We start from the raw sequence: 19,785 nt of genomic DNA, 5'->3' as shown, positions 1-19,785 counted from the left end.
GCGCAAGAACGGTGTTCTCGGCGTCAGGTCACCAGCGCGACAGCGAAGCCGTCCCAGCCCTTGCGGCCCACGGTCTGAATGGCGGCCGCGTCGAGCCGCGGGTGCTCGCCCAGTAGCCGGAGCGTCGCGCGCACCGCCTGGGCTTGCCGGTCCTCGGGCGCGGGATGCAGCACGCGGCCGTTGCGCACCACGTTGTCGACGACGATGACGGTGCCCGGGCGGCCGAGGTCGACGGCCCACTGCACGTAGGCGAGGTTGTTCTCCTTGTCGGCGTCGATGAATACGAAGTCGAACGGCTCGCCGCCGGCCAGCGTCGGCAGCGAATCGAGCGCGGCCCCGACGACGATGTCGACCCGGTCGGCGACACCTGCGCGGTCCAGGTTGCGGCGGGCGACCTCGGCGTGCCGCGGCTCGTATTCCAGCGTGACGATCCGCCCGGTAGGCCCGACGGCGCGGGCCAGGCAGATGGTGCTGTAGCCGCCGAGGGTGCCGATCTCCAGCACCCGGCGCGCGCCGCCGATGCGGACCAGCAGCCCGAGCAGCCGGGCGGCCTGCGGTGACACCTCGATCGGCGGCAGTCCCGCCGCGGCACTGTCGGCCAGCGCGGCCGTCAGCACCGGATCGTCGCCCAGCAGGAGCTCGTCGAGCAGCACGTCGACGTCGTGTGCGGTGGCATCGGTCACCCGCGTCACGGTAAACCCACCGCTGTCAGCCGGTGCCCTCGCGCACCCCTTCCTGTGCGTAGACCACCCCGAGCACATGCCCGACCTCCGGACCCATCACCGCGTCGCACAGCTGGCGCATCGTGGTGACGAACCGCGGGCCGTGCGGCGGCTCGTCGTCGGCCAGGCAGAGATGGTGGGCGATCTCGTGCAGCACCACCAGCTCGCGCAGCGCCCAGGTGCCGGACCGGTCGGGCACCGCGATGGCCGCACCCGCCGTCGAGCGCTCGTAATGCGCGGCGGTGGCGCCGCGGCGGCGACGGACGGCCAGCGGCGCGGCACCAGGCCACCGTGCCTGCACCGCCGGCAATGCCAGCACGTCGTCGACGTAGCGCTGCACCGATTCGACGGAACCGAACCGGCCCTCCGGCGGGAGCGTCAGCTGGGCGCCGAAGAAGTCGACCAGCGGCGAACCGCGCTGCGCCACCCGGTCGAAGAGGGTGCGGACGAACGCCTCGGCCGCGTACACCTGTGATCGCTGGGTGTCGCGGCTCGCCGTCACGGCAGCGCGGTCCGGGCGCCGGACAATTCGGCGCTGTTGCCCAGCCGCGCGCGCCGGCCGGCGCGGTCACCGGCCCGCCGCGCCGCCGACGAGTAGCCGGCGGTGGCACGGGCCGCCCGCCAGGTGCCCCGCGCCCGGGACTCGCTGCGGTAGAAGTCCCGCAGCTCGATGTCCTTGTTGCGCAACGCCAGCGCGGTGCCCGGTGCGGAGCCGCGGGCCTCGGACGCCTCGTGGCGGGCCTGCGTCCGCGCCTCCTGCAGCCGCTGCCCGACCCGTGCGCCGAAGGCCAGCTGGAAGTTCAACCGGGCGGTGATGGTGGGCGTCGGCCGGTGGTCGCCGCTGGCGATGTAGGCGTCGGAGGCCCGCACCATCTGCACCACCAGGCTCGCGTACAGCGCCTTGGTGGCGTCGATGTCCTCGGCGAACCCGTAGGCGTAGACGAACGACGAGTTCGACGCCACGTCGCAGGCGACGTCGTTGGCGGCGGCGACGACGGCGAAGAGCTGCACGTAGGTACGCAGGCCCTTGGTGCCGGGGTTGCCGATGGTGACGGTGCGCTGCACCGGAACCTGCTGCGGTGTACGGCTTTTCGCGTGCGATCTCGCCACGGCGAGGTCGATGGACGTGGCGGTGGCGAGGCGCTGGGCCGCCGCCAGGAACGCTTCGGCCTCGTGCGGGTTGTCGGTGCCCTCGGCCTGCCGGAGCAGCGCGGCGATCCGCGCCAGCATCTTGTCGGTCATGGCGCCACGGTAGGGCACCGCTTTCGACAACCCGCCGGCAGCGCTACCGGGTGGCGAAGGCCTGCAGTGCCGTGACGAACTGCGGCGACAGCGGCTTGTCGTTGGCGTAGTCGGCGACGCTGTCGGTGGGGTCGTCCTTCAGCACGTGGTTGACGCCCCGCAGCTGCACGTCGTCCAGCGCGGTGGCCGCCAGCGCGTCGGCCAGTGGCTGCATCTGGTCGCACGGCGCCTGGCCGTCGGCGTCGCTGCAGGTCAGCAGCACCTGCGTGGTCGGCGGCACCCGCCGCGCCAGGGCCACCGGGTCGATTGCGTCGCTCTCGACCACCGCGGCGACGTTGCCGGGATGCAGCAGCCCGCGCAGCTCCGGGGGCAGCTGCGGCACCGTCTTGGTGGTCCGCGCCTGCTGCACGGCCGTCGTCCAGGCGGTCATCAACTGATCGGCCTGCTGCGCAGTGACGCGGCCTTCCCGCACACCCGCCTCGTTCTGCGCCCGCAGCTTCGAGGTGATGAGGTCCAGGTAGCGGCCCGGCAGCGGCTGCAGCAATCCCAGGGTGTGGATGCGCGGCGCGTCGGGCGCGGTGTCGACGGCCAGCTGGAGGGCGTGGACCGTGCCCTCCCCCAGCCCGTAGGCGCCGATGCGGTCCGGCGCGGTGGCCGGTTGGGCGGCGAGGAAGCGCACCGCGGCCTTGGCGCCGCCGGTGAACACCGCGCTGCCGACGGCCGCCGGATTCTGGGCGTAGGGGCCGAGCCCGGTGTCGCCGGTGCCCACCTTGTCGTAGCGCAGGCTGGCGACGCCGGCGTCGGAGAGCCGCTGCGCGATGTCGCGCATGGTGCCGATCTTGCCGGCCACCTTGTTGTCGCCGTTGCGGTCGGTCTGCCCGCTCTCGGAGATCAGCACCGCGGCCGGACCAGCGTCGCCGTCGCGGCCGTGCCGGTAGGTGCCGTGCAGCGTCAGGCCGTCCGCGGTGAACGTCACCTCGTCCTCGACCCACGGCGATGCCGTCTCACCCGAGTTCCCGGACGAGCAGCCGGCGACCAGCAGCAGGGCGAAAAGCGGTGCGGCCCACCGGCTCCTCACAGGTGGGTCTCGATCCACGACACCACGTCGTCGAGCACCCGGTCGCGCTCGGGCTCGTTGAACACCTCGTGATACAGCTCGGGATAGATCTTGAGCGCGACGTCGGCGCGGCCGGCGTGCTCGGCGAGCTTGCGGCTGCCGGCCGGGGGCACCAGCGTGTCCGCACCGCCGTGCACGATGAGCAGCGGCTTGGTCAGTTGCGCCGCCAGCTGCGGCTGCCGCTCCCCGACCGTGATCAGCGCCCGGGCGATCCCGGCGGGCACGCGGCCGGTGTGCACCAGCGGATCGGATCGGTAGGCGGCGACGACGGCCGGATCGCGGGAGATGGCGTTCGCGTCGAGCAGCTGGGTCGGCGCGCCGGGGAGGAACCGGCCGAGCACCTTGCCGATGGCCGCCATCGGCGCGCCGATCTCGTCCTGCATCGCGACGGCCGGCCCGGAGAGCACCATCGCGGCGTAGCGGTCGACGTGCTCGGCGCCGTAGGCGAGAACGATCGCGCCGCCCATGCTGTGGCCGAGGACGACCACCGGGACGCCCGGGTGCTCGGCGGCGGCGATGTCGACGAGCGTGCCGTAGTCACCGGTGTACTCCGAGATGTCGCCGACGATCACCCGCTTGCCGCCGGAGCGGCCGTGGCCGCGGTGGTCGAGCGCATACACCGCCAACCCCGCCGCCCCGAACCGCTGCGCGACATGGGCGTAACGACCGGCGTGTTCGGCGTAGCCGTGCGCGAGCACCACCACGCCGCGGACCTCGCCGTCGGGCGTCCAGCGGTCGTAGACGATGCGGACGCCGGGGCGAGCGGAGCGACGGGAAGAGGTGCCGCCGACGCCGTCGAAGGCCTGCTCGCTGCGGGTACTCGCCATTCGGGCAGGGTAGCCGCCGGTCGCGGGAACCACCGAAATCGCCTGACCTCCCTGCGTAGGCTGGGCAAGCGTGAGCGTCCTGGCACATACCGACGACGAGTTCCTCCTCCAGGCCGAAGCGCACCGGCGGGAACTGCTGGCGCACTGCTATCGGCTCACCGGCTCGTTGCACGACGCCGAAGACCTGGTGCAGGAAACCCTGCTGCGGGCGTGGAAGGGCCACGGCACTTTCCGCGGCCAGTCGTCGCTGCGGACGTGGCTCTACCGGATCGCCACCAACACCTGCCTGACGGCGTTGGAGAGCCGGCAACGCCGTCCGCTGCCGAGCGGGCTCGGCGCCCCGAGCTCCGACCCGCACGACGAGCTCGCCCAGAACGCCGAGGTGCCGTGGCTGGAACCACTGCCCGACGACGCGCTGGACCCCTCGACCATCGTCGGGTCCCGGGAGTCGGTCCGGCTGGCGTTCGTCGCCGCGCTGCAGCACCTGTCCCCGCGGCAGCGCGCCGTGCTGGTGCTGCGCGACGTGCTGCAGTGGAAGGCCGCCGAGGTGGCCGAGGCGCTCGGCACCTCCACCGCCGCGGTGAACAGCCTGCTGCAGCGGGCGCGCGCGCAGCTCGACGAGGTCAAACCGAGCGCCGACGACCGGTACAGCACCCCGGATTCGCCCGACGTGCAGGATCGGCTCGCCCGCTACATCGCGGCATTCGAGGCGTACGACATCGACCGGCTCGTCGAGCTGTTCACCGCCGAGGCCGTCTGGGAGATGCCGCCGTTCACCGGCTGGTACCAGGGGCCGCAGGCCATCGGCGACCTCTCGCGCCACCACTGCCCCGCCGAGCGCGCCGGCGACATGCGGCTGATCCCCACCACCGCGAACGGCCAGCCCGCCGCCGCGATGTACCTGCGCGACCCGCAGACCGGACACCACGAGGCGTTCCAGTTGCACGTGCTGGCCATGGCCGCCGCCGGCATCGACCACGTCGTCGCGTTCATGGACACCTCGCTGTTCGCCCGCTTCGGGCTGCCCGAGCGGCTCGTTGTCGGGGGCAGCGCCGGCCACTAGGCTGGTATTCGAGGTAGGGGTAGGGACGTGACCGATTTGACCGCAACCGTCGACATCCGCCGCGCGTCCGACCGGGCGGCGACGAAGATCTCGTGGCTGGACTCGAAGCACTCGTTCTCGTTCGGCAGCCACTACGACCCGGCCAACACCCATCACGGGCTGCTGCTGGTGAACAACGACGACATCGTCACGCCCGGTGCGGGTTTCGAGACCCATCCGCACCGCGACATGGAGATCGTGACGTGGGTGCTGCGTGGCTCACTGGTGCACCAGGACTCGACCGGACACTCGGGCGTCATCTATCCCGGCCTGGCACAACGCATGTCGGCCGGCCGCGGGATCCTGCACTCGGAGAAGAACGACTCGTGGCGGCTCACGGGCAGCGAAAGCCACCGGGAGCCGGTGCATTTCGTGCAGATGTGGGTGGTGCCCGACGAATCCGGGATCAGCCCCGGCTACCAGCAGCTGGAGATCGGCGACGAACTGCTCCGCGGCGGGCTCGTCACCATCGCGTCCGGCATGCCGCAGCACGCGGGCGAGACTGCCATCGCGATCCGTAACCGCTACGCGGCGCTGCACGGCGGTCGGCTGCAGCTCGGCGACACCGTGACGCTTCCGGAGGCCCCGTACGTGCACCTGTTCGTGGCGCGCGGCGCCGTCGACCTCGAAGGGGCCGGCCCGCTGCACCAGGGCGACGCGGTGCGCTTCACGGCGACGGGCGGCCAGCGTGTCACCGCGACTGAGCCGGCCGAGATCCTGGTCTGGGAGATGCATGCCGGGCTTGCGGCCGCGTAACGCGGGCGCGCTCGTCGCCGTCGCCGTCCTGCTGGCCGGGTGCGGCGGCGGCGACGTATCGCCGTCGACCACCGCACCGACGTCTGCCGCCCCGGTCGCCGGCGGCAGCGCCCGGGTGACGCTGACCGTGCCCGCTGAGTTCGCGCAGCCGCCGTTCGACGAGCCGCGCGCGGCGGTGGTGCCGACCGGGTGGACGATCTCGGTGTGGGCCCGCATCCCCAAGGCCCGGCTCGCGGCGTGGGCGCCCGACGGCGCACTGCTGGTGTCGGTTCCGGCCGACGGCAGCGTGCGCCGGCTCACCGCCGACGACCGCGACGGCGTGCTGTTGCGCGGCCTCGAGCAGCCGCACGGGCTGGCCTTCGCCGGATCGACGCTGTATGTCGCCGAGAGCAACCGGGTCGTCGCCTACGACTACACCGGCGGCACCGCCCGCGCGCCGCGCGTCGTCGCCGCGAACCTGCCCGACGCGAAGAGCCCGGAGCTGCGCGGCGCGTACTCGCACGCATTGAAGAGCGTGGCCGTGGGAACCGACGGCGCCGTGTACTTCTCGATCGGGTCGACCGGCAACATCTCGGCCGCCGACCGCGAGGCGACGCCGCCGCGCGCGACGATCATGCGGGTTCCGCCGGGCGGCGGGCCGGCAGCGCCGTTCGCCACCGGCGTCCGCAACGGCACCGGGCTGGCCGTCGCGCCGGACGGTGCGGTGTGGACCGCGGTCAACAACCGCGACAACATCGCCTTCCCCGACGGCCCCCGGCGCGGTCAGGTCGACCAGAGTTACGTCAACGACCATCCGCCGGAGTCGGTCGCGCGGCTGACGCCCGGCCGCGAACTGGGCTGGCCGTACTGCAATACCGACGGCGGGCCGGCGAACCTGCCGCTCATCCCCGACGTGCAGACCAACGCCGACGGGTCGAAGCTCGACTGCGCCGCCCTGCCGCCGATCGAACAGAGCATGGGCGCGCACTCGGCGCCGCTCGGGATGGCCTTTGCCACGCTGCCCGGGCCGCTCGGTCGCGGTGCGCTGATCGGGGTGCACGGCTCGTGGAACCGGGAGCCGGCGCGCGCACCGGAGGTGTCGTTCTATCCCTGGCGCGACGGCGGGCTCGGCGACCAGCAGACGCTGGTCGGCGGCTTCCAGGCGGCCGACGGCTCCCGCTGGGGACGTCCCGTCGCGGCAGTGGCCGGGCCCGACGGCGCGGTCTACGTCACCGACGATTACGCCGGCGCGGTGTACCGGCTGGCGCCGCCGCCCTAGTTCACCGGACCGGCCAGAGCCGAGATCTTGAGCGCCGCGACGATCAGCGCGAACGCGCCGCCGGCGTCTCTCCGGTTCTCAGCCACGCCGTCGAATATCGACGCCTCCCGCACCACGACGCCCCCGAAGGCCGGAACCTTCGAGGGCGTCGTTGTCGAGTGTCAGCGTCGGGTGACGGGTGAGCCGGTTCCTGCGCCGCGCCGGCCCGTGATGCCGGTGTAGATCGCGATCAAGACGCAGGCGACGACGATTCCGACGAGGAACGGGATGACCTTCCAGCCGCCGTTCTCGTTGCTGTAGCCGAGCTTGTAGGTGATCCAGGTTCCGAGGAACGATCCGACCACGCCCAGCAGGATCGTCATGACCACGCCGATGTTCTGCTTACCTGGAAGGATCAGGCGAGCGAGCGCGCCGACGATGAGGCCAACGACGATGGCGCTCAGAATTGTCCACAACATAGCCGCTCCTTTGTTCTACGGCGCCTTCCGTGGTGCCGCTGTCCGCCGTGTTCCCCGTTTGGGGAAGGTCTAACGCTTCGATGACCAAATTTGCGGCAGAAGCGGCCACATCGTGACCCGTCCGCGACGCGCCGCAACCGCGCCGCAACGGAACTGTGACGAAAGTTGACAGTGTGGTTCCTGTGACTGATTCTTCGGATATCGCCCCAGCTCAGGAGGGAGTCGGACTGTGTCGACGCCGAGGTTGCGCCGCCTGCTGTCCGGCTGCCTGGCCGTCGCCCTGCTCCCGGCACTCGCGCTGATCGGGGAGCAGCCCGCCCGCGCCGAGGGCGATGCCCGCGCGATGCTGATGGCGGCGATCGCCAACACCAAGGGCGCTTACCTGGTCTACAACTTCGGCGGCCAATACGCGGCGCCGTTCCGCAACGCCGCCGGCGCCGAGTACACGCTCGACAACGGTGGCCGCCTCATGACCATCAAGAACGCCACCGCTCGGATGACTCCGCGGCTCTTGGTCGACAGCCACGCCGGGGCGCAGTCGCGTTGCGAGCGCACGCCCGGCGCCCGCACCGCCGAAGGCCTGCGACAGGCGTCGGAGACCTATCCCCCGCTGCAGGCCTGGCAGGCGCTCGGCATGCCGGTGATCGCGATCAACGCGAACTTCTTCGACGTCCGGCCACAGGCCGGCGGGTCGTGGAAGGCCACGGGGTGCAGCTCGCCGCTCGGCGCCTACGTCGACAACACCCGCGGCCAGGGCCGCGCCAACACCGCCGTCACCGGCACCGTCGCGTACGCCGGCAAGCAGGGATTGTCCGGCGGCGGCGAGAATTGGAGCGCGCTGGCGACGATGATCCTGCCCGTCGGCGCGGCTCCCTACGTCGTGATGCCGAAGGGCGACAACGATTTCGACGCCGCCACGCCGGTCATCCAGCGGTTGACGGACGCCGGTGCGCGGTTCGTCGCGGTGAGCGGGATCGGCTTGCTGGCGCCCGGTGCAACCGCTCAGCTGGGCGACGGCGGCCCCAGCGCCGCCCGCACCGCCGTCGGCTACAGCAGGGCCCGCGACGAGCTGTACGTCTTCCAAGGCGGCAGCTACACACCGGACAACATGCAGGACCTGTTCCGCGGCCTCGGCGCCGACCAGGCGATCCTGCTCGACGGCGGTGGCTCCTCAGCGATCGTGTTGAAGCGCGACACCGGCGGCATGTGGTCCGGTGCCGGCGCGCCGAAGGGCAGTTGCGACACGCGGCTGGTGCTGTGCGACTCGCGGGAGCGCGCGCTGCCGAGCTGGCTGGCGTTCAGCTGAGCGGCGGTCAGAGCCGAGCGGGCTGGCCCATCACGCGCCGCAGGATCGGATCGCTGAGCCGCAGCGGCAGTCTCGGCACGATCGCGGCGGCCAGCGCCGGTCCGGCACCCACCACGTAGCGGGCCTTCGGCCGCTTCGCGGTGAGCGCCCGCTCCACCACGTCGGCGACCTTCTCCGGCGGCGCGGCCATCCGCTGCGACACCGGGATCGCCTTGCGGAAACCCTCGATGTGCCTGCCGTAGAGCCGGCGGTGGTCGGCCGAGAGCTGGGCGACGGTGTCGTCGAGCACCTGTTCGGCGGTGTGCCACATGTCGGTGCTCGTCTGGGCGGGCTCGACGATGCTGACACCGATGTGCCACGGCCGCAGCTCCATCCGCAACGCGTGCGCCGCCGCCTCCAGGCCGAACTTCGACGCGCCGTACGCCCCGAAGAAGGGCGCCGACACCTGCCCGTTGACGCTGGAGATGAAGACGATCCGGCCGCGCGACGCCCGCAGCCGCGGCAGCAGCGCCTGGGTGACGGCGAGCTGGCCGACGACGTTGACCTCGAGCTGACGGCGGATGTCGGCCGGGCTGATGGTCTCGAGCGGGCCGCCGACCGCGATGCCGGCGTTGTTCACCAGCGCGTCGAGCCGCTCGGGCAGCGCGGCGGGCAGCGCTGCGATGTGCGCCTCGTCGGTGACGTCGAGGACGACCGGCCGGATGCGCGGATGGCGGCCCAACTGGTCGGCGTCGCGGTCAGTGCGGACGCCGCCGAACACCTCCCAGCCGTCGGCGGCGAGGCGCGTCGCGATGGCATGGCCGATGCCGCGGGACGCACCCGTGACGAGAACTCCTGGCATGCCGGCCAGCCTATCGACGGCGGCCGCTCAGACCGGTGGCAGGCGCGGCGTGATGTCGAGGTTGCTGATCAACGGCATGTCGTCGATGAACCACCGGCTGCCCTCCCGGTGCATGGCGAGCCGGTACGACCGGTACTGCAGCGACGGGATATTGCGGGTCTTCGGGCTGATGCTCGTGGTGTTGGTGTACACCATCGCCGTGGCGGTGTCGCCCTCGAACGACTCGACGGCAACCGCCACGACCTGGGTGGACGTGCTGACCTCGGCCTGCTTGTTCATCGCCGCCATCGCGTCCATGGTCTTGCGGTACTCCTCGGCGAGCTCGCTGCCGAGGTACTGCGACGAGCGGGCCTGCAGGCCTTCGATGTTCTCCGGCGTGTACGTCCACAGCGCGGTGATCCCGTCGGCCGCGGTGCGCGCCACGTTCAGCTTGCTCTGCACCTGCGCGGCGTGCGACAGCTGCGGCTGTGCCATCGCCGCCGCGAAGGCAGACGCCGCGACGAACAGCACCGCGGCGACCGCCGCAGCCGCGAAGACCAGCCGGTTGGGTGGCTTGCGGACCTTCGGGCCCGGCTCGGCGGCCGGTTCTGCGGCGGCCGGTTCTTCCGCGGCCGGTTCTGCGGCGGCCGGTTCTTCCGAGGCGGGTCCGTCGGCGGGCGACCCGTCGTCTCCCGCGTCCCCGGTCGTCTCGGTGCTCACCGCGCCCCCGGCCGCGTCGCCCTCGGCGAGCTCGGCGGCCCGCTCCTCGGTGGTGGCCGGCTCGACCGGCGGCTCGTGCTCCCGGAGGGTGCCGGCGGCCGGATCGTCGCCCCCACTCATGGGACGTCCGTCACGTCGCTGATCTTCCACTCCTGCCCCCTCTTGACGGTGGTCACCTGCCACCGCTTCTGAATCTGCTCGGCTGACTTGCCGTCCGGCGACGCGCGAGCGATGTTCATGACCACCAGCGTGCGGATGCTGCCGTCGTCGTCGTGATGGACCAGGCCGGCAGACGCGACGGAACCCGACGTCACGGTGCCCAACCCGGCGATCAGGACGACCTGGTTCTTCATCTGCGTCATCTGGTCCTCGAACGGGCCCGTCGACTTCGCGATCACGCTGTCGGCGTACTGGTTGGCCGCGAACGGGTTCGGCGAAGTGAACTCGACCATGAACGATTTCACGAAATCGAGCGCCGCCGCTTCGTCGATCTGCGCGCGGTGAACGCGGGTCGTCGCCACCGCCATCAGGGCGTTGGCGGCGATCGCCCCCGCGACCAGCAACGCCACCACCGCGCTCGCGGCGATGACACTCCACCGCCGCCTCCGCAGCCAGCCGAGTGCGGACCGACGCGTCGGCGCCTCGGTGGCGCCCGGCTCGGCGGTGGCGGCCTCGGTGGCGACGTCGGCGGGTTCCTCGACCGGATCGATCCGGCGGCGGGGGCTCATCGGGGCGCTCCCGGTGCCGGCGTGTTGGGCGGAGGCGGCGCCGGCGCAGTGGGCGGCGCGGCGGTCGGCGGCGGGGTCGACGCGTTGGGCGGCGGCAGCGGCCGCAACCCGGACACCCGCCACGCCCCGTCGCCGTTGCGCTCGAAATCGACGAACACGTTGACGTTCGACAGGAACGCCGTGCTGGCGGGATCGTTGCCCCGCTGACCGCGCAGGAACATCAGCAGCTGCGCCCGGTCGGGGGACGCCGACAGCACCGCGCTGTCGACCACCCAGTACTGCGTGTCGACGATCTTCCGTTTGCGTGCGGCCTGCTGTTCGGCGACGAACTGCTCTCGGAAGGAGTCGGTCACCAGCTCCTGGGCGTACTGGAAGTCCTGGTCCACGGTGTCGGCGCTGTAGCTGAGCAGGTCGCCGACCAGTTCCGGCGCCTGCGCGCGGAGCTCCTCCCGGGTGTCGGCGGTCTGCCGTTGCGGGCGGTAGACGGTCAGCGCGCCGAGCACGGCGCCGGCGACTGCCAACGCGGTCACGGCGGCGACGACGACGGCGACCACCCTCGGCACCCGGCGCTTCGGCCGCGGGACGGGCCGGACCTCGGTGCGGGCCAGCAGATCGGCAAAGGTGCGGCGGCGGTCGTCCCACAGCGGCCACAGCCACCCGACGAACACCGACAGCGTGTCGAGCAGGTGCAGCAGATCGCGCAGCAGCGCCCGCCACGCCGGCAGCACCGGACCGTCAGCGGCCTCGCCGCGGCCGACCACCCGCAGACCGAGCAGCGCCCGGCCGAGCGTCCGGCCGGTCAGCGCCGGCCCCAGCCAGCGGTTGGCGGCGACGGCCAGCAGCAGCACACCCGCTGCCCCGGCCGCGCTCCAGCGCAGCCACGCAACGTCCCGGGCGATGACGGCGAGCAGCACGAACGACGCCACCGCGCCAAGGCCGAGCAGCACGTCGATGGCGAAGGCGGCCGCGCGCGCGCCCCACGAGGCGACGGGCCGATCCGTCGCGACCGCCTCGTCGCCGACGGCGTTCTCGTCGAGCACCGTGGTCAAGCCGACACCGTGTCGAGTCGGGCCACCTTGAACTGTCCGGCGTCCGGCGCCATGCGGGCCCGCAGCCGGTAACCGATCTCCTGGTCAGCACTCTGGACGTTCGACATCTTGACGCGGAACGACACCAGGACGTCCATCGAGCCGTCGTCGTTGTGCTTCTCGACCGCGGCGTGCATGTCCTCGATCTGCAGCTTCACGTCGGCGGCTTGATACGCCTCGACGAGCATCGGCGCGAAGAAGTTCGCCTGCACACCGAAGTCGCCGGTGCTGCACTCGATGATCTTCTGCTGGCTGGCCGCCATCGCCGAGACGTCCGGCGCGTGGGTGGCGGCGACGCAGTTCTTCGCGGCCGCGGCGGCGGCGGCCTCGTTGCGGGAGGTGTCCGCATCGCCGCGGTTCGCCCGCCACGTCAGGTAGCCGAGCGTTCCGACTCCGAGCGCCAGCACCGTCAGCAGGACGGCCACGGCCGCAATCCAGCCGCGCGACAGGAACGACGCCCCGTCGGGCGGTGCCGGTGCGTCGGGCTGTGCCGTCTCGTCGGCGGCGGCCTGCTCGTCGGTGGCGCCCGCCGCGTCGAGGTCGGACCCGGACGGATCGTCGGATGTGGGGGATTCCGGCGCGGGAGCTACGTCCTCGGCCGCGTCGTCGGTGTGATCGGTGGGGTTCAGCCGGCCGGTGCCAGCATCTCCTTCCATCCGTTGTCTCCTGTACTGATCGAATTCGACACGTCGTAACGAGTGCCGTCGGGCCCGATGGCTTCGCCGCTGGCCGGGCTGTACACCGCCGAGGCCGGGGTGTAGACGCACGGGTTGGGCTGTTGGCCGTTGCACTGCACGGTACCCGTGCCCGGCGGCGTCAACGGATCGCTCGTCGGCGGCACCGGTCCGGGCAGTTGATCGGCCGGCAGCGGGTTCATGCCGTTGTTGATGGTGGGCGCGGGGATCACCCGGCCCGGTTCGACCGGCTGGTCGCAGCGGGCCGCGGGCGCCGGGCAGTTGACGATCTGGTTCGGATCGCCGTACCAGGGGTTGGTGCCGGCCGGGGTGTACGGCTCGTCGCTGCGGCACTCCATCGGGGTGGCCGCCCGCTTGCCGGGCACGTCGGCGCACGGATAGTTGCGCGCGCCGCGCACCACGTTCGCCGGGGTGTCCTTCGGGACCTTGCAGTAGGTGTTCTCCGGCAGGTCCACCGTGCGGACGTCGGCCGGCGACCGCCACTGCGACGCCGGGATGAAGCCCGTCAGGCACGGCGGCGGCTGGTTGATCGTCAGGCTGAAGTCCAGCGCGGCCTGGCCGGGGAACGGCGCCGCCACGGTCTGGGCGATCGCGGCGCCCTGCGGCAGCACCACCAGCGTCTGTTCGAGGCCCTTGTTGTACCGCTTGAGCATGTCGAGCACGATCTCGAGGTTCGCCAGCGTCTGCGGCAGCGATTCCCGCACGCCGCTGAACACCGTGTTCAGCTGATCGGCCGTCGGCGCGGCCTGCGTCAGCCCGTTGCGCAGCGACTGGTCCTCGGCCGCCGCCTGCGCCCCGATCACGTTCAGGTTGGCCGCCCACTGCCCGATGGCGTCGCCGCTGTTGACCTGGCTGTCGAGGATCGGCGCCGAATTGTCGACGATCGCGTTGACGTCGCCGATGTTGCGGTTGAAGTCGCCAACGATCGCCTGGGTGGCGTCGACCAGCCGTTGCAGGGACGGCCCGAGCCCACCGACCGCCAGCGCCGTCTCGTTGAGCAGCGTGGCGATCTTGTCCGACGGCAACGCGCCGAGGCCGTTGTTGGCCGCGTCGAGCGCCGGCCCGACCTCCGCGGGAACGGTGCTGCGGGTGATGGTCTGGCCGTCGCCGAAGAACTTGTCGTTGTCGTCGGACGGCGACACCAGGTCGAGGTACTGCTCGCCGATGGCCGACACCGAGTGCACGTTCGCGGTGGCGTCCACCGGGATCCGGTAGCGGTTGTCGATGCTCATCGACGCCCGGGCACCGGTCTCGGTGGGCTCGACCTCGGTGACCTTTCCGATCGTGATGCCGCGATAGGTCACGTTGGCGGTCGGATAGAGCCCACCGGAGGCCGGCAGCGTCGCGTTCAGCGTGTACCGGCCGATGCCCATGAGGCTGGGCACCCGCAGGTAGTACCAGCCGAGCACCACCAGCGCCAGCACCGTCAGCACCGTGAACAGCACGAGCTGTATGCGGATGAAGCGGGTCAGCACGACTCACTCCCCCCTTTCCACGAACGGTCCGGCGACCGGGTCGTTCGGGTGCGGGGTGAACCGCACGTCCGGGATCATCGTCGACGGATCGCGGCCCCACGCCTGCTCCAGGGCACGCAGCGCTCCCGAGAACCCGGTTCCGGTGAGGAACGAGTTGTCGATCGAGCTGAGCGTCAGGTCGAAGGTGGCGGAGGTGTTGATGTAGTCGCCGCGGATGACCTTGGGCAGGTTGTCGATGTTGTACGGCGCGGTCAGCATCAGCTTGAGCGCTCCGATCAGGTACGGCGAGGCGCGCCCCAGCTGCTTGAGCGGCCGCTGCAGCAGCTCCAGGTTGCGGTCGAGGTCGGCCCGCGCGGCCGTCAGCGATCGGTCCACCACCGCCGACAGGTCACCGAGCGCGACCACGGCGTCGCCGAACAGATCCCGTGTCTCGTTGAAGTGCTGGATCAGCGGCGGGAACTCGGTCAGCACCCGGTCGAGCGTGTCGTTGCGGTCGGCGACGATCTGCAGCAGCCGGTTGGTCGAGTCGATCGCCCGGGTGATGTCGTTGCGTTGCGCGTTCAGCTCGGCGGTGAAGGTGTCGAGTTTGCCGAGGAAGTCGCGGATCTGCTCGGCGTTGCCGGTCAGGACGTTGTTGACCTCGTTCTGGATCACCTCGAGGTTCGGGATGCCGCCACCCCGAAGCACGGTCGCGATGCTCGCCAGCGTGCGCTCCGTCGTCGGATACGCCGAGGACTGGCTGAGCGGGATCATGTCCCCGCTCTTGAGCATCTCCTTCGACGGCTCGGCCGGCGCGTTGAGCTCGACGTGCTGGGTGCCCAGCAGCGACGTCTGGCCGATGCGGGCCAGCGTGTTCTTCGGCAGCTTGACGTCGGGCTGCAGGTCGAGGGTCAGCGTGGCGATCCAGTCCTTCAACTCGATCGACCGCACCGAGCCCACGTAGACGTCGGCCACCCGGACGCGGCTGTTGACGTTCAACGCCAACGTGTCCGGCATCTGCACGTACAGCGTGATCTTGTCCGGGCCGGTGCCCGGGCCGCCGGGCAGCGGCACGTTGGCGATGCCCCGCCACGACGAGCAGGACGTGAGCACGCACGCCGCGGCCAGCAGCGCAAAGGCTCGGACGACCCATCGCCGCAGCGACGTACGCAGGGTCGGCACGCGCATCAGCCGGCTCCTTCCGCGGGGTAACCGCCGGGCGGCGCGGGCGGCGCCGGGGCGGCAGGTGCTGCCGGACCGGGGGCCGGCCCGGGTGCCGACATCGCGCCAGGCCCGGTCTGGACCTCAGGCGCCGGTGCGGGCGGCGGGATCGGACCCGGATACCACGGCGGCGGCAGCGGGTTCTGCTGGTCGTAGGAGTTCGGCGGTGCACCACCGGGCGGACCGCCCGGCGGCGGCACGATGTCGGGCCCGCCGAGCAGCGCCGCCAGCGAATCCGGCGTCAGCATGTTCTGCGTGAACGGCTGCACCTGGACGCCCTGCATGCCCGGCGCGACGACCCAGCCCGGCTCGTGGTTGCCGTGCGAGAACAGCGTGTCGCGCGACCAGATCCCCGGCACCGTCGTGTCCTTGTAGCCCGGCGGCGGCTGCAGCCGCTGCTCGGAATAGGCCACGTACTTCGGCAACGTCTCCGCGGTCGAGAACTGGTTCACGCCGAACGGCGGGAAGTTGAACTTGATCGCGTCGAAGATCGGCCCGAGATACTGCGCGCACAGCTCCGCGGACTCCTGGTAGCCGAGCCGACTGCCCGCCTGGATCGCACTGCAGATGAACTGCATCGGGTTGGCGAAGCCGTTGATGACGGGCACCGCGGTCAGCGCGCCGTGCGTGGGCGAGTAGATGTTCGTGAAGTTCGCGCCCAGGTTCGGGAACACGTGCAGCGCGGTCTCCAGGCCGTCACGCGGCTTCGGCTGCAGCAACGCCGTGGTGGCCTCGGACAGGTTGTTGACGTCCGTGGTCAGCACTTCGCTGTTCTGGTCGAGGAACTGCCGCGTGGTGGTGAGCAGCTGGTCGATCTGCCGCAGCGCCTGGGACACCTCCTGGTCGGAGTTCGAGAACGCGTTGGTGAACTGCGCGAGGTTGTTGTTGAGCGACACGAACTGCTGGTCGTTGCGGTACAGCGCGTTGACGAACGTCGCCAGGCTCTTGATCACCGCGAAGAAGTCGCCGCGGCCCTCGTTGAGCGCGGTGAGCGACTGCGACAGGCTGGTGAACGTCTTGTTGATCTGCTCGCCCTTGCCCGCGAGCCCGTCGGCCGCCGACTCGATGATGTCGCCGAACGGACCCTTCGGCTGCTCGGGCGTCGGGCCGAGCTCGGTGACGATCTTCGTGATCTGGTCGCGCAGCTCGTCCCACTCGACGGGCACCTGGGTGTGCTGGAGGTCGATGACATCGCCGTCTCGCAGCTCTGCGCCCCCGGTGTAGGCGGGCGACAACTGGATGGTGCGGGACGCGACGAGGCTCGGGTTCAGGATCGACGCGGTGGCGTTTGCCGGCACCTTGTACTTGTTCTCGTAGCTGAAGGTGACCTTCATCTTGTCGCCGTCGGGCTCGATCTTGTCGATCGATCCCACCCGGACGCCCATGATCTGCACCTTGTCGCCCGGGTACAGCGCGAGGGTGTCGCTGAAATACGCGGTGACGGTGTTGGTGGTCAGCCTCTTGTAGGCCTGCCAGCCGACGATTCCGGCGATCAGCGCGACGACGACCACGACGACGCCGACGACCAGGCGCGTGCGGTTGACGCCCTGCGGCAACTTCAGGTTGCGGACGTTGAAGATCGTCGACATCAGCGCGGAGCCCCCAGGTCGCCGCCGGGTGTGATGAACGGTGCCGGCACCTGCGGGCCGGGCCCCGGCGGAGGCGGCGGTCCGTTGAGCGCGGGCGGCGGCGGAGCGAACCCTGGCGGCGGACCGCCCGGATCGGTCCGGCCACCGGGCGGCGCGGGCGGCAGCGGCACCGGGCTACCCGGCACGTCGGGCGAGGCCTGCCCGGGGATCGCGGCGGCCGGGACCCCCGGACCGGGCAGGATCCCGTTCGGGTTCGGCGGCGACGTCGCGACGTTCGGCGGGCCGTAGTTCGGGCCGTACGGGTTGTCACCGAACGGTCCGACCGAGAGCCCCGCGCACGGCAGCGGGTTACCCGGCGACGGGATGCCGTCGGCCGGCGGCGTGTACGAGCACGGCGAACCCTTCGGCACGGCCGGCCCCGGGTTCTCGGCGGTGCCCTCCAGCGGCGTCGGCGCCGGCGGCGGTGCGCCGTTGGGCTGACGCGCCCCGTTCGGGTCCGGGAACTGGAAGGCCGGCAGGCCCGCGTTGCGCCAGAACTCCTCCGGGTCGATGCCGCGCTTCTTGAATGCGGCGTCGACGAACGGCTGCAGGATCTGGTACGGAAGCAGGTTGACGACCATGACCTTGAAGTACGGGCCCGACGCGACGGCCTCGGCGAGCGAGGCGGTGAACTTGCTGAGCGTCACCAGCACGTCGGCCAGGTCGTTCTTGTGCTTGACCAACTGGCCGCTGACCACCCGCAGCTGCTCCAGCACACGGTTGAGGTTCGGGTTGTCGTCGATGAAGCCCTTGACCTGGGTGGAGAAGGCGCTGACGTTCTCCAGCAGGGCGTCGATCTGCGAGTTGCGCTCGTTGAACGCCCGCAGCAGCACCTCGGAGTTCACCAGCAGGTCGTTGACCTGGTGGCTGCGGTTACCGAGCACGCCGGCCACCTTGTTGGCGTTCGCCAGCAGCTGCTTGATCTCGTCGTCGCGCTTGCCGATGGTGTCGGAGAAGCGGGCCACCCCGTCCAGCGCCGCGCTCAGGTGCGGCGACGTCTGGTCGAGGGTGTCCGACAAGACGTTCAGCGACTCCTTGACGGTGCGGATGTCCCAGCCCTGCGCGGCCTTCGTCACGTCGAAGAACGCGTCGTAGATCTGGTACGGCGTGGTGCTCTGCCCCAACGGCAGCACGTCGTTGGCGCGCAGCCGCTGGTCGCCCTTCGGCGTGATCTCCAGGACCTTCTTGCCGAGGATGGTGTCGGTGCGGATCGCCAGCTGGCTCTCCTTGCCGATGGTGTTGCTGCCGATGGTGAAGCCCATGACGACCTTGTCGCCGTCGATCGTGAGCTTCTTGATCTCCCCGACGTCCGTGCCGGCGATGCGCACCTTGTCGCCGGTGTTCAGGCCGCCCGAGTCCGAGAACTGCCCGTAGTAGGTGGGCGTCGCGAAGATCATCGGGACCGACGCGAAGCTCTGTCCGACCCCGATCACCAGGAGGAGGACGAGGACGCCGACGATGCCGTTGCGGATCCGGTTTTCACTTTCGAGCGTTCTCACTGCGGCGTGCACCTACCCGTCGGCTGTGAGGTGATCTTGACGGTGCGCACCGGGCCGCCCGGCTGCAGGCCGTTGAGCTTGAGGTTGATGTCGCACAGATAGAAGTTGAAGAAGTCACCATAGACGCCGCCGGTGCGACCGATGCGCCGGAGTGCCTCGGGAAGCTTCGTCAACAGGTCGTCGAGCTGCGCTTGCTGGTCGACCAACGGTTGCTGGACGGTGTCGAGGTGGTTGACGGTGTCGCGCAGCAGCGGCCGGTCGTCGGCGAGCAGATCGGCGACCGTGCCGGCCGCGTCGCTGATGTGGCCGACGGAATCCGCGAGCGGATCCGCGCGGCCCTTCAGGCCGGTGATCAGCTTCTCGAAGTTGTCGACGGTCTCGTCGAACTGCTTCTGGTGGCGCACCGTGGTGTCCAGCACCGTGTTGAGGTTGTTGATCACCTCTCCGATCGCCTGATCCCGCTCGGCGAGCGTCGACGTCAGCTGCGCGGTCTGGTCGAGGATGTCGCTGATCGTGCCGCCCTGCCCTTGGAACACCGTGACGATCGACGACGCGATGTTGTTCACCTTCTTGGGGTCGAGTGCACGAAACAGCGGCCGGAAGCCACCGATCAGGGCGTCGAGGTCGAGCGCCGGCTGCGTGTGGGAGAGCGGGATGAAACCGCCCGGGGGCAGCTTGCGGTTCGCGCCTTCGCCCTCGCCGCGCTTGAGCTCCAGGTACCGGTTGCCGATCAGGTCCTGGTAGCGGATCTGCGCGGTGGTCGACTGGAACAGCGGGAGCCCGCGGTCGACGTTGAACTCGACGACCACCCGCTGCCCGCCGTCGACGAGCTTCACGCTCTTGACCTTGCCCACCTCCACGCCGGAGGCGCGGACGAACTGGCCGCTGCGCAGGCCGCTCGCATTCTGGAACTCGGCGGCATACGTGGTGGTGCGGTCGAACCGCAGCTGTCCGAACACCACGATGATGACCGCGGTGAACAGCAGCAGCACCAGCGAGAATGCGCCGAGCTTGACGGCGGTACCGGTGATTTTCATGGGTTGATCGTGTTCTCCCCCACCTGGCGACCCCACACGTACTCGGTGAGGATCGGCTGACCCAGCTCGAAATGGTTGTACGGGGCGATCGACGCGCCGGTGTCCAT

General features: G+C 70.9%; 21 protein-coding genes. 4 read left to right on the top strand and 17 right to left on the bottom strand.

Annotated features, from left to right (window positions below):
- Window positions 1-23: 23 nt before the first annotated feature.
- From LV457_RS06695 to LV457_RS06675, 5 genes are read right to left on the bottom strand one after another with little or no spacing between them, the layout of a single operon-like run.
- Window positions 24-683, bottom strand: a complete 660-nt coding sequence (locus tag LV457_RS06695; protein WP_232170007.1) for an O-methyltransferase — start codon at window positions 681-683, stop codon at window positions 24-26.
- 25 nt (window positions 684-708) lie between these two features.
- The gene (locus LV457_RS06690; RefSeq protein WP_232170006.1) at window positions 709-1,224 is read right to left on the bottom strand and encodes a TIGR04338 family metallohydrolase; all 516 of its coding nucleotides are present in this window, start codon (window positions 1,222-1,224) and stop codon (window positions 709-711) included.
- Window positions 1,221-1,964 (bottom strand): DUF2786 domain-containing protein, encoded by a 744-nt coding sequence (locus tag LV457_RS06685; RefSeq protein ID WP_232170005.1) that lies wholly within the window; start codon window positions 1,962-1,964, stop codon window positions 1,221-1,223. The genes LV457_RS06690 and LV457_RS06685 overlap by 4 nt, the downstream gene beginning before the upstream one ends.
- Before the next feature lie 43 nt (window positions 1,965-2,007).
- Window positions 2,008-3,042 carry a hypothetical protein gene (locus LV457_RS06680; protein WP_232170004.1) on the bottom strand — a complete coding sequence of 345 codons (1,035 nt, stop codon included), beginning with the start codon at window positions 3,040-3,042 and terminating at the stop codon, window positions 2,008-2,010.
- On the bottom strand, window positions 3,039-3,908 hold the full coding sequence (locus LV457_RS06675) for an alpha/beta hydrolase (RefSeq protein WP_232170003.1): 870 nt from the start codon (window positions 3,906-3,908) through the stop codon (window positions 3,039-3,041). The genes LV457_RS06680 and LV457_RS06675 overlap by 4 nt, the downstream gene beginning before the upstream one ends.
- A gap of 70 nt (window positions 3,909-3,978) precedes the next feature.
- On the opposite strand from LV457_RS06675, the gene LV457_RS06670 reads away from it, so the two are divergent.
- Genes LV457_RS06670 through LV457_RS06660 form a run of 3 tightly spaced genes read left to right on the top strand, consistent with a single transcriptional unit; the run spans window position 3,979 to window position 7,024 of the window.
- Window positions 3,979-4,971 carry a sigma-70 family RNA polymerase sigma factor gene (locus LV457_RS06670; protein ID WP_232170002.1) on the top strand — a complete coding sequence of 331 codons (993 nt, stop codon included), beginning with the start codon at window positions 3,979-3,981 and terminating at the stop codon, window positions 4,969-4,971.
- Window positions 4,972-5,007: 36 nt separating this feature from the next.
- A complete protein-coding gene (locus LV457_RS06665) occupies window positions 5,008-5,766 on the top strand; it encodes a pirin-like bicupin family protein (protein WP_239030427.1) in 759 nt (252 codons plus the stop codon).
- Window positions 5,744-7,024, top strand: coding sequence for a sorbosone dehydrogenase family protein (locus LV457_RS06660; RefSeq protein ID WP_232170000.1), 1,281 nt, complete (start codon window positions 5,744-5,746; stop codon window positions 7,022-7,024). The genes LV457_RS06665 and LV457_RS06660 overlap by 23 nt, the downstream gene beginning before the upstream one ends.
- A gap of 161 nt (window positions 7,025-7,185) precedes the next feature.
- On the opposite strand, the gene LV457_RS06655 is transcribed toward LV457_RS06660, so the two are convergent.
- A complete protein-coding gene (locus tag LV457_RS06655; protein WP_232169999.1) occupies window positions 7,186-7,482 on the bottom strand; it encodes a GlsB/YeaQ/YmgE family stress response membrane protein in 297 nt (98 codons plus the stop codon).
- 280 nt (window positions 7,483-7,762) lie between these two features.
- Here LV457_RS06655 and LV457_RS06650 point away from each other — a divergent pair, with 280 nt between their 5' ends.
- Window positions 7,763-8,788 carry a phosphodiester glycosidase family protein gene (locus LV457_RS06650; RefSeq protein WP_232170418.1) on the top strand — a complete coding sequence of 342 codons (1,026 nt, stop codon included), beginning with the start codon at window positions 7,763-7,765 and terminating at the stop codon, window positions 8,786-8,788.
- Between the two features lie 7 nt (window positions 8,789-8,795).
- Here the strand turns inward: LV457_RS06650 and LV457_RS06645 are convergent, their stop codons facing one another.
- The 11 genes from LV457_RS06645 to LV457_RS06595 all read right to left on the bottom strand — a co-directional run.
- Window positions 8,796-9,629: an SDR family oxidoreductase gene (locus tag LV457_RS06645; RefSeq protein ID WP_232169998.1), complete on the bottom strand. Its 834-nt coding sequence runs from the start codon at window positions 9,627-9,629 to the stop codon at window positions 8,796-8,798.
- Window positions 9,630-9,656: 27 nt separating this feature from the next.
- On the bottom strand, window positions 9,657-10,448 hold the full coding sequence (locus LV457_RS06640) for a mammalian cell entry protein (protein WP_232169997.1): 792 nt from the start codon (window positions 10,446-10,448) through the stop codon (window positions 9,657-9,659).
- A complete protein-coding gene (locus LV457_RS06635; protein WP_232169996.1) occupies window positions 10,445-11,056 on the bottom strand; it encodes a mammalian cell entry protein in 612 nt (203 codons plus the stop codon). The genes LV457_RS06640 and LV457_RS06635 overlap by 4 nt, the downstream gene beginning before the upstream one ends.
- Window positions 11,053-12,096, bottom strand: a complete 1,044-nt coding sequence (locus LV457_RS06630) for an RDD family protein (protein ID WP_232170417.1) — start codon at window positions 12,094-12,096, stop codon at window positions 11,053-11,055. The genes LV457_RS06635 and LV457_RS06630 overlap by 4 nt, the downstream gene beginning before the upstream one ends.
- A gap of 5 nt (window positions 12,097-12,101) precedes the next feature.
- Window positions 12,102-12,800, bottom strand: a complete 699-nt coding sequence (locus LV457_RS06625; RefSeq protein WP_232169995.1) for a hypothetical protein — start codon at window positions 12,798-12,800, stop codon at window positions 12,102-12,104.
- Window positions 12,770-14,314: an MCE family protein gene (locus LV457_RS06620; protein WP_232169994.1), complete on the bottom strand. Its 1,545-nt coding sequence runs from the start codon at window positions 14,312-14,314 to the stop codon at window positions 12,770-12,772. The genes LV457_RS06625 and LV457_RS06620 overlap by 31 nt, the downstream gene beginning before the upstream one ends.
- Window positions 14,315-14,317: 3 nt before the next feature.
- Window positions 14,318-15,481 carry a virulence factor Mce family protein gene (locus LV457_RS06615; RefSeq protein ID WP_232169993.1) on the bottom strand — a complete coding sequence of 388 codons (1,164 nt, stop codon included), beginning with the start codon at window positions 15,479-15,481 and terminating at the stop codon, window positions 14,318-14,320.
- The gene (locus LV457_RS06610; RefSeq protein WP_232169992.1) at window positions 15,481-17,103 is read right to left on the bottom strand and encodes a virulence factor Mce family protein; all 1,623 of its coding nucleotides are present in this window, start codon (window positions 17,101-17,103) and stop codon (window positions 15,481-15,483) included. The genes LV457_RS06615 and LV457_RS06610 overlap by 1 nt, the downstream gene beginning before the upstream one ends.
- The gene (locus tag LV457_RS06605; protein ID WP_232169991.1) at window positions 17,103-18,641 is read right to left on the bottom strand and encodes an MCE family protein; all 1,539 of its coding nucleotides are present in this window, start codon (window positions 18,639-18,641) and stop codon (window positions 17,103-17,105) included. The genes LV457_RS06610 and LV457_RS06605 overlap by 1 nt, the downstream gene beginning before the upstream one ends.
- On the bottom strand, window positions 18,638-19,678 hold the full coding sequence (locus LV457_RS06600; RefSeq protein ID WP_232169990.1) for a virulence factor Mce family protein: 1,041 nt from the start codon (window positions 19,676-19,678) through the stop codon (window positions 18,638-18,640). Before LV457_RS06600 ends, LV457_RS06605 begins: the two co-directional genes overlap by 4 nt.
- A partial coding sequence (locus LV457_RS06595) for a hypothetical protein (protein WP_232170416.1) occupies window positions 19,675-19,785 on the bottom strand: 111 nt, incomplete at its 5' end. The genes LV457_RS06600 and LV457_RS06595, both read right to left, overlap by 4 nt.

Source organism: Mycobacterium sp. MYCO198283 (genome assembly GCF_021213805.1).
GTDB lineage: Bacteria > Actinomycetota > Actinomycetes > Mycobacteriales > Mycobacteriaceae > Mycobacterium.
The sequence above is the reverse complement of the archived record's forward strand: the minus strand, read 5'-3'. Positions and strand labels throughout refer to the sequence as shown.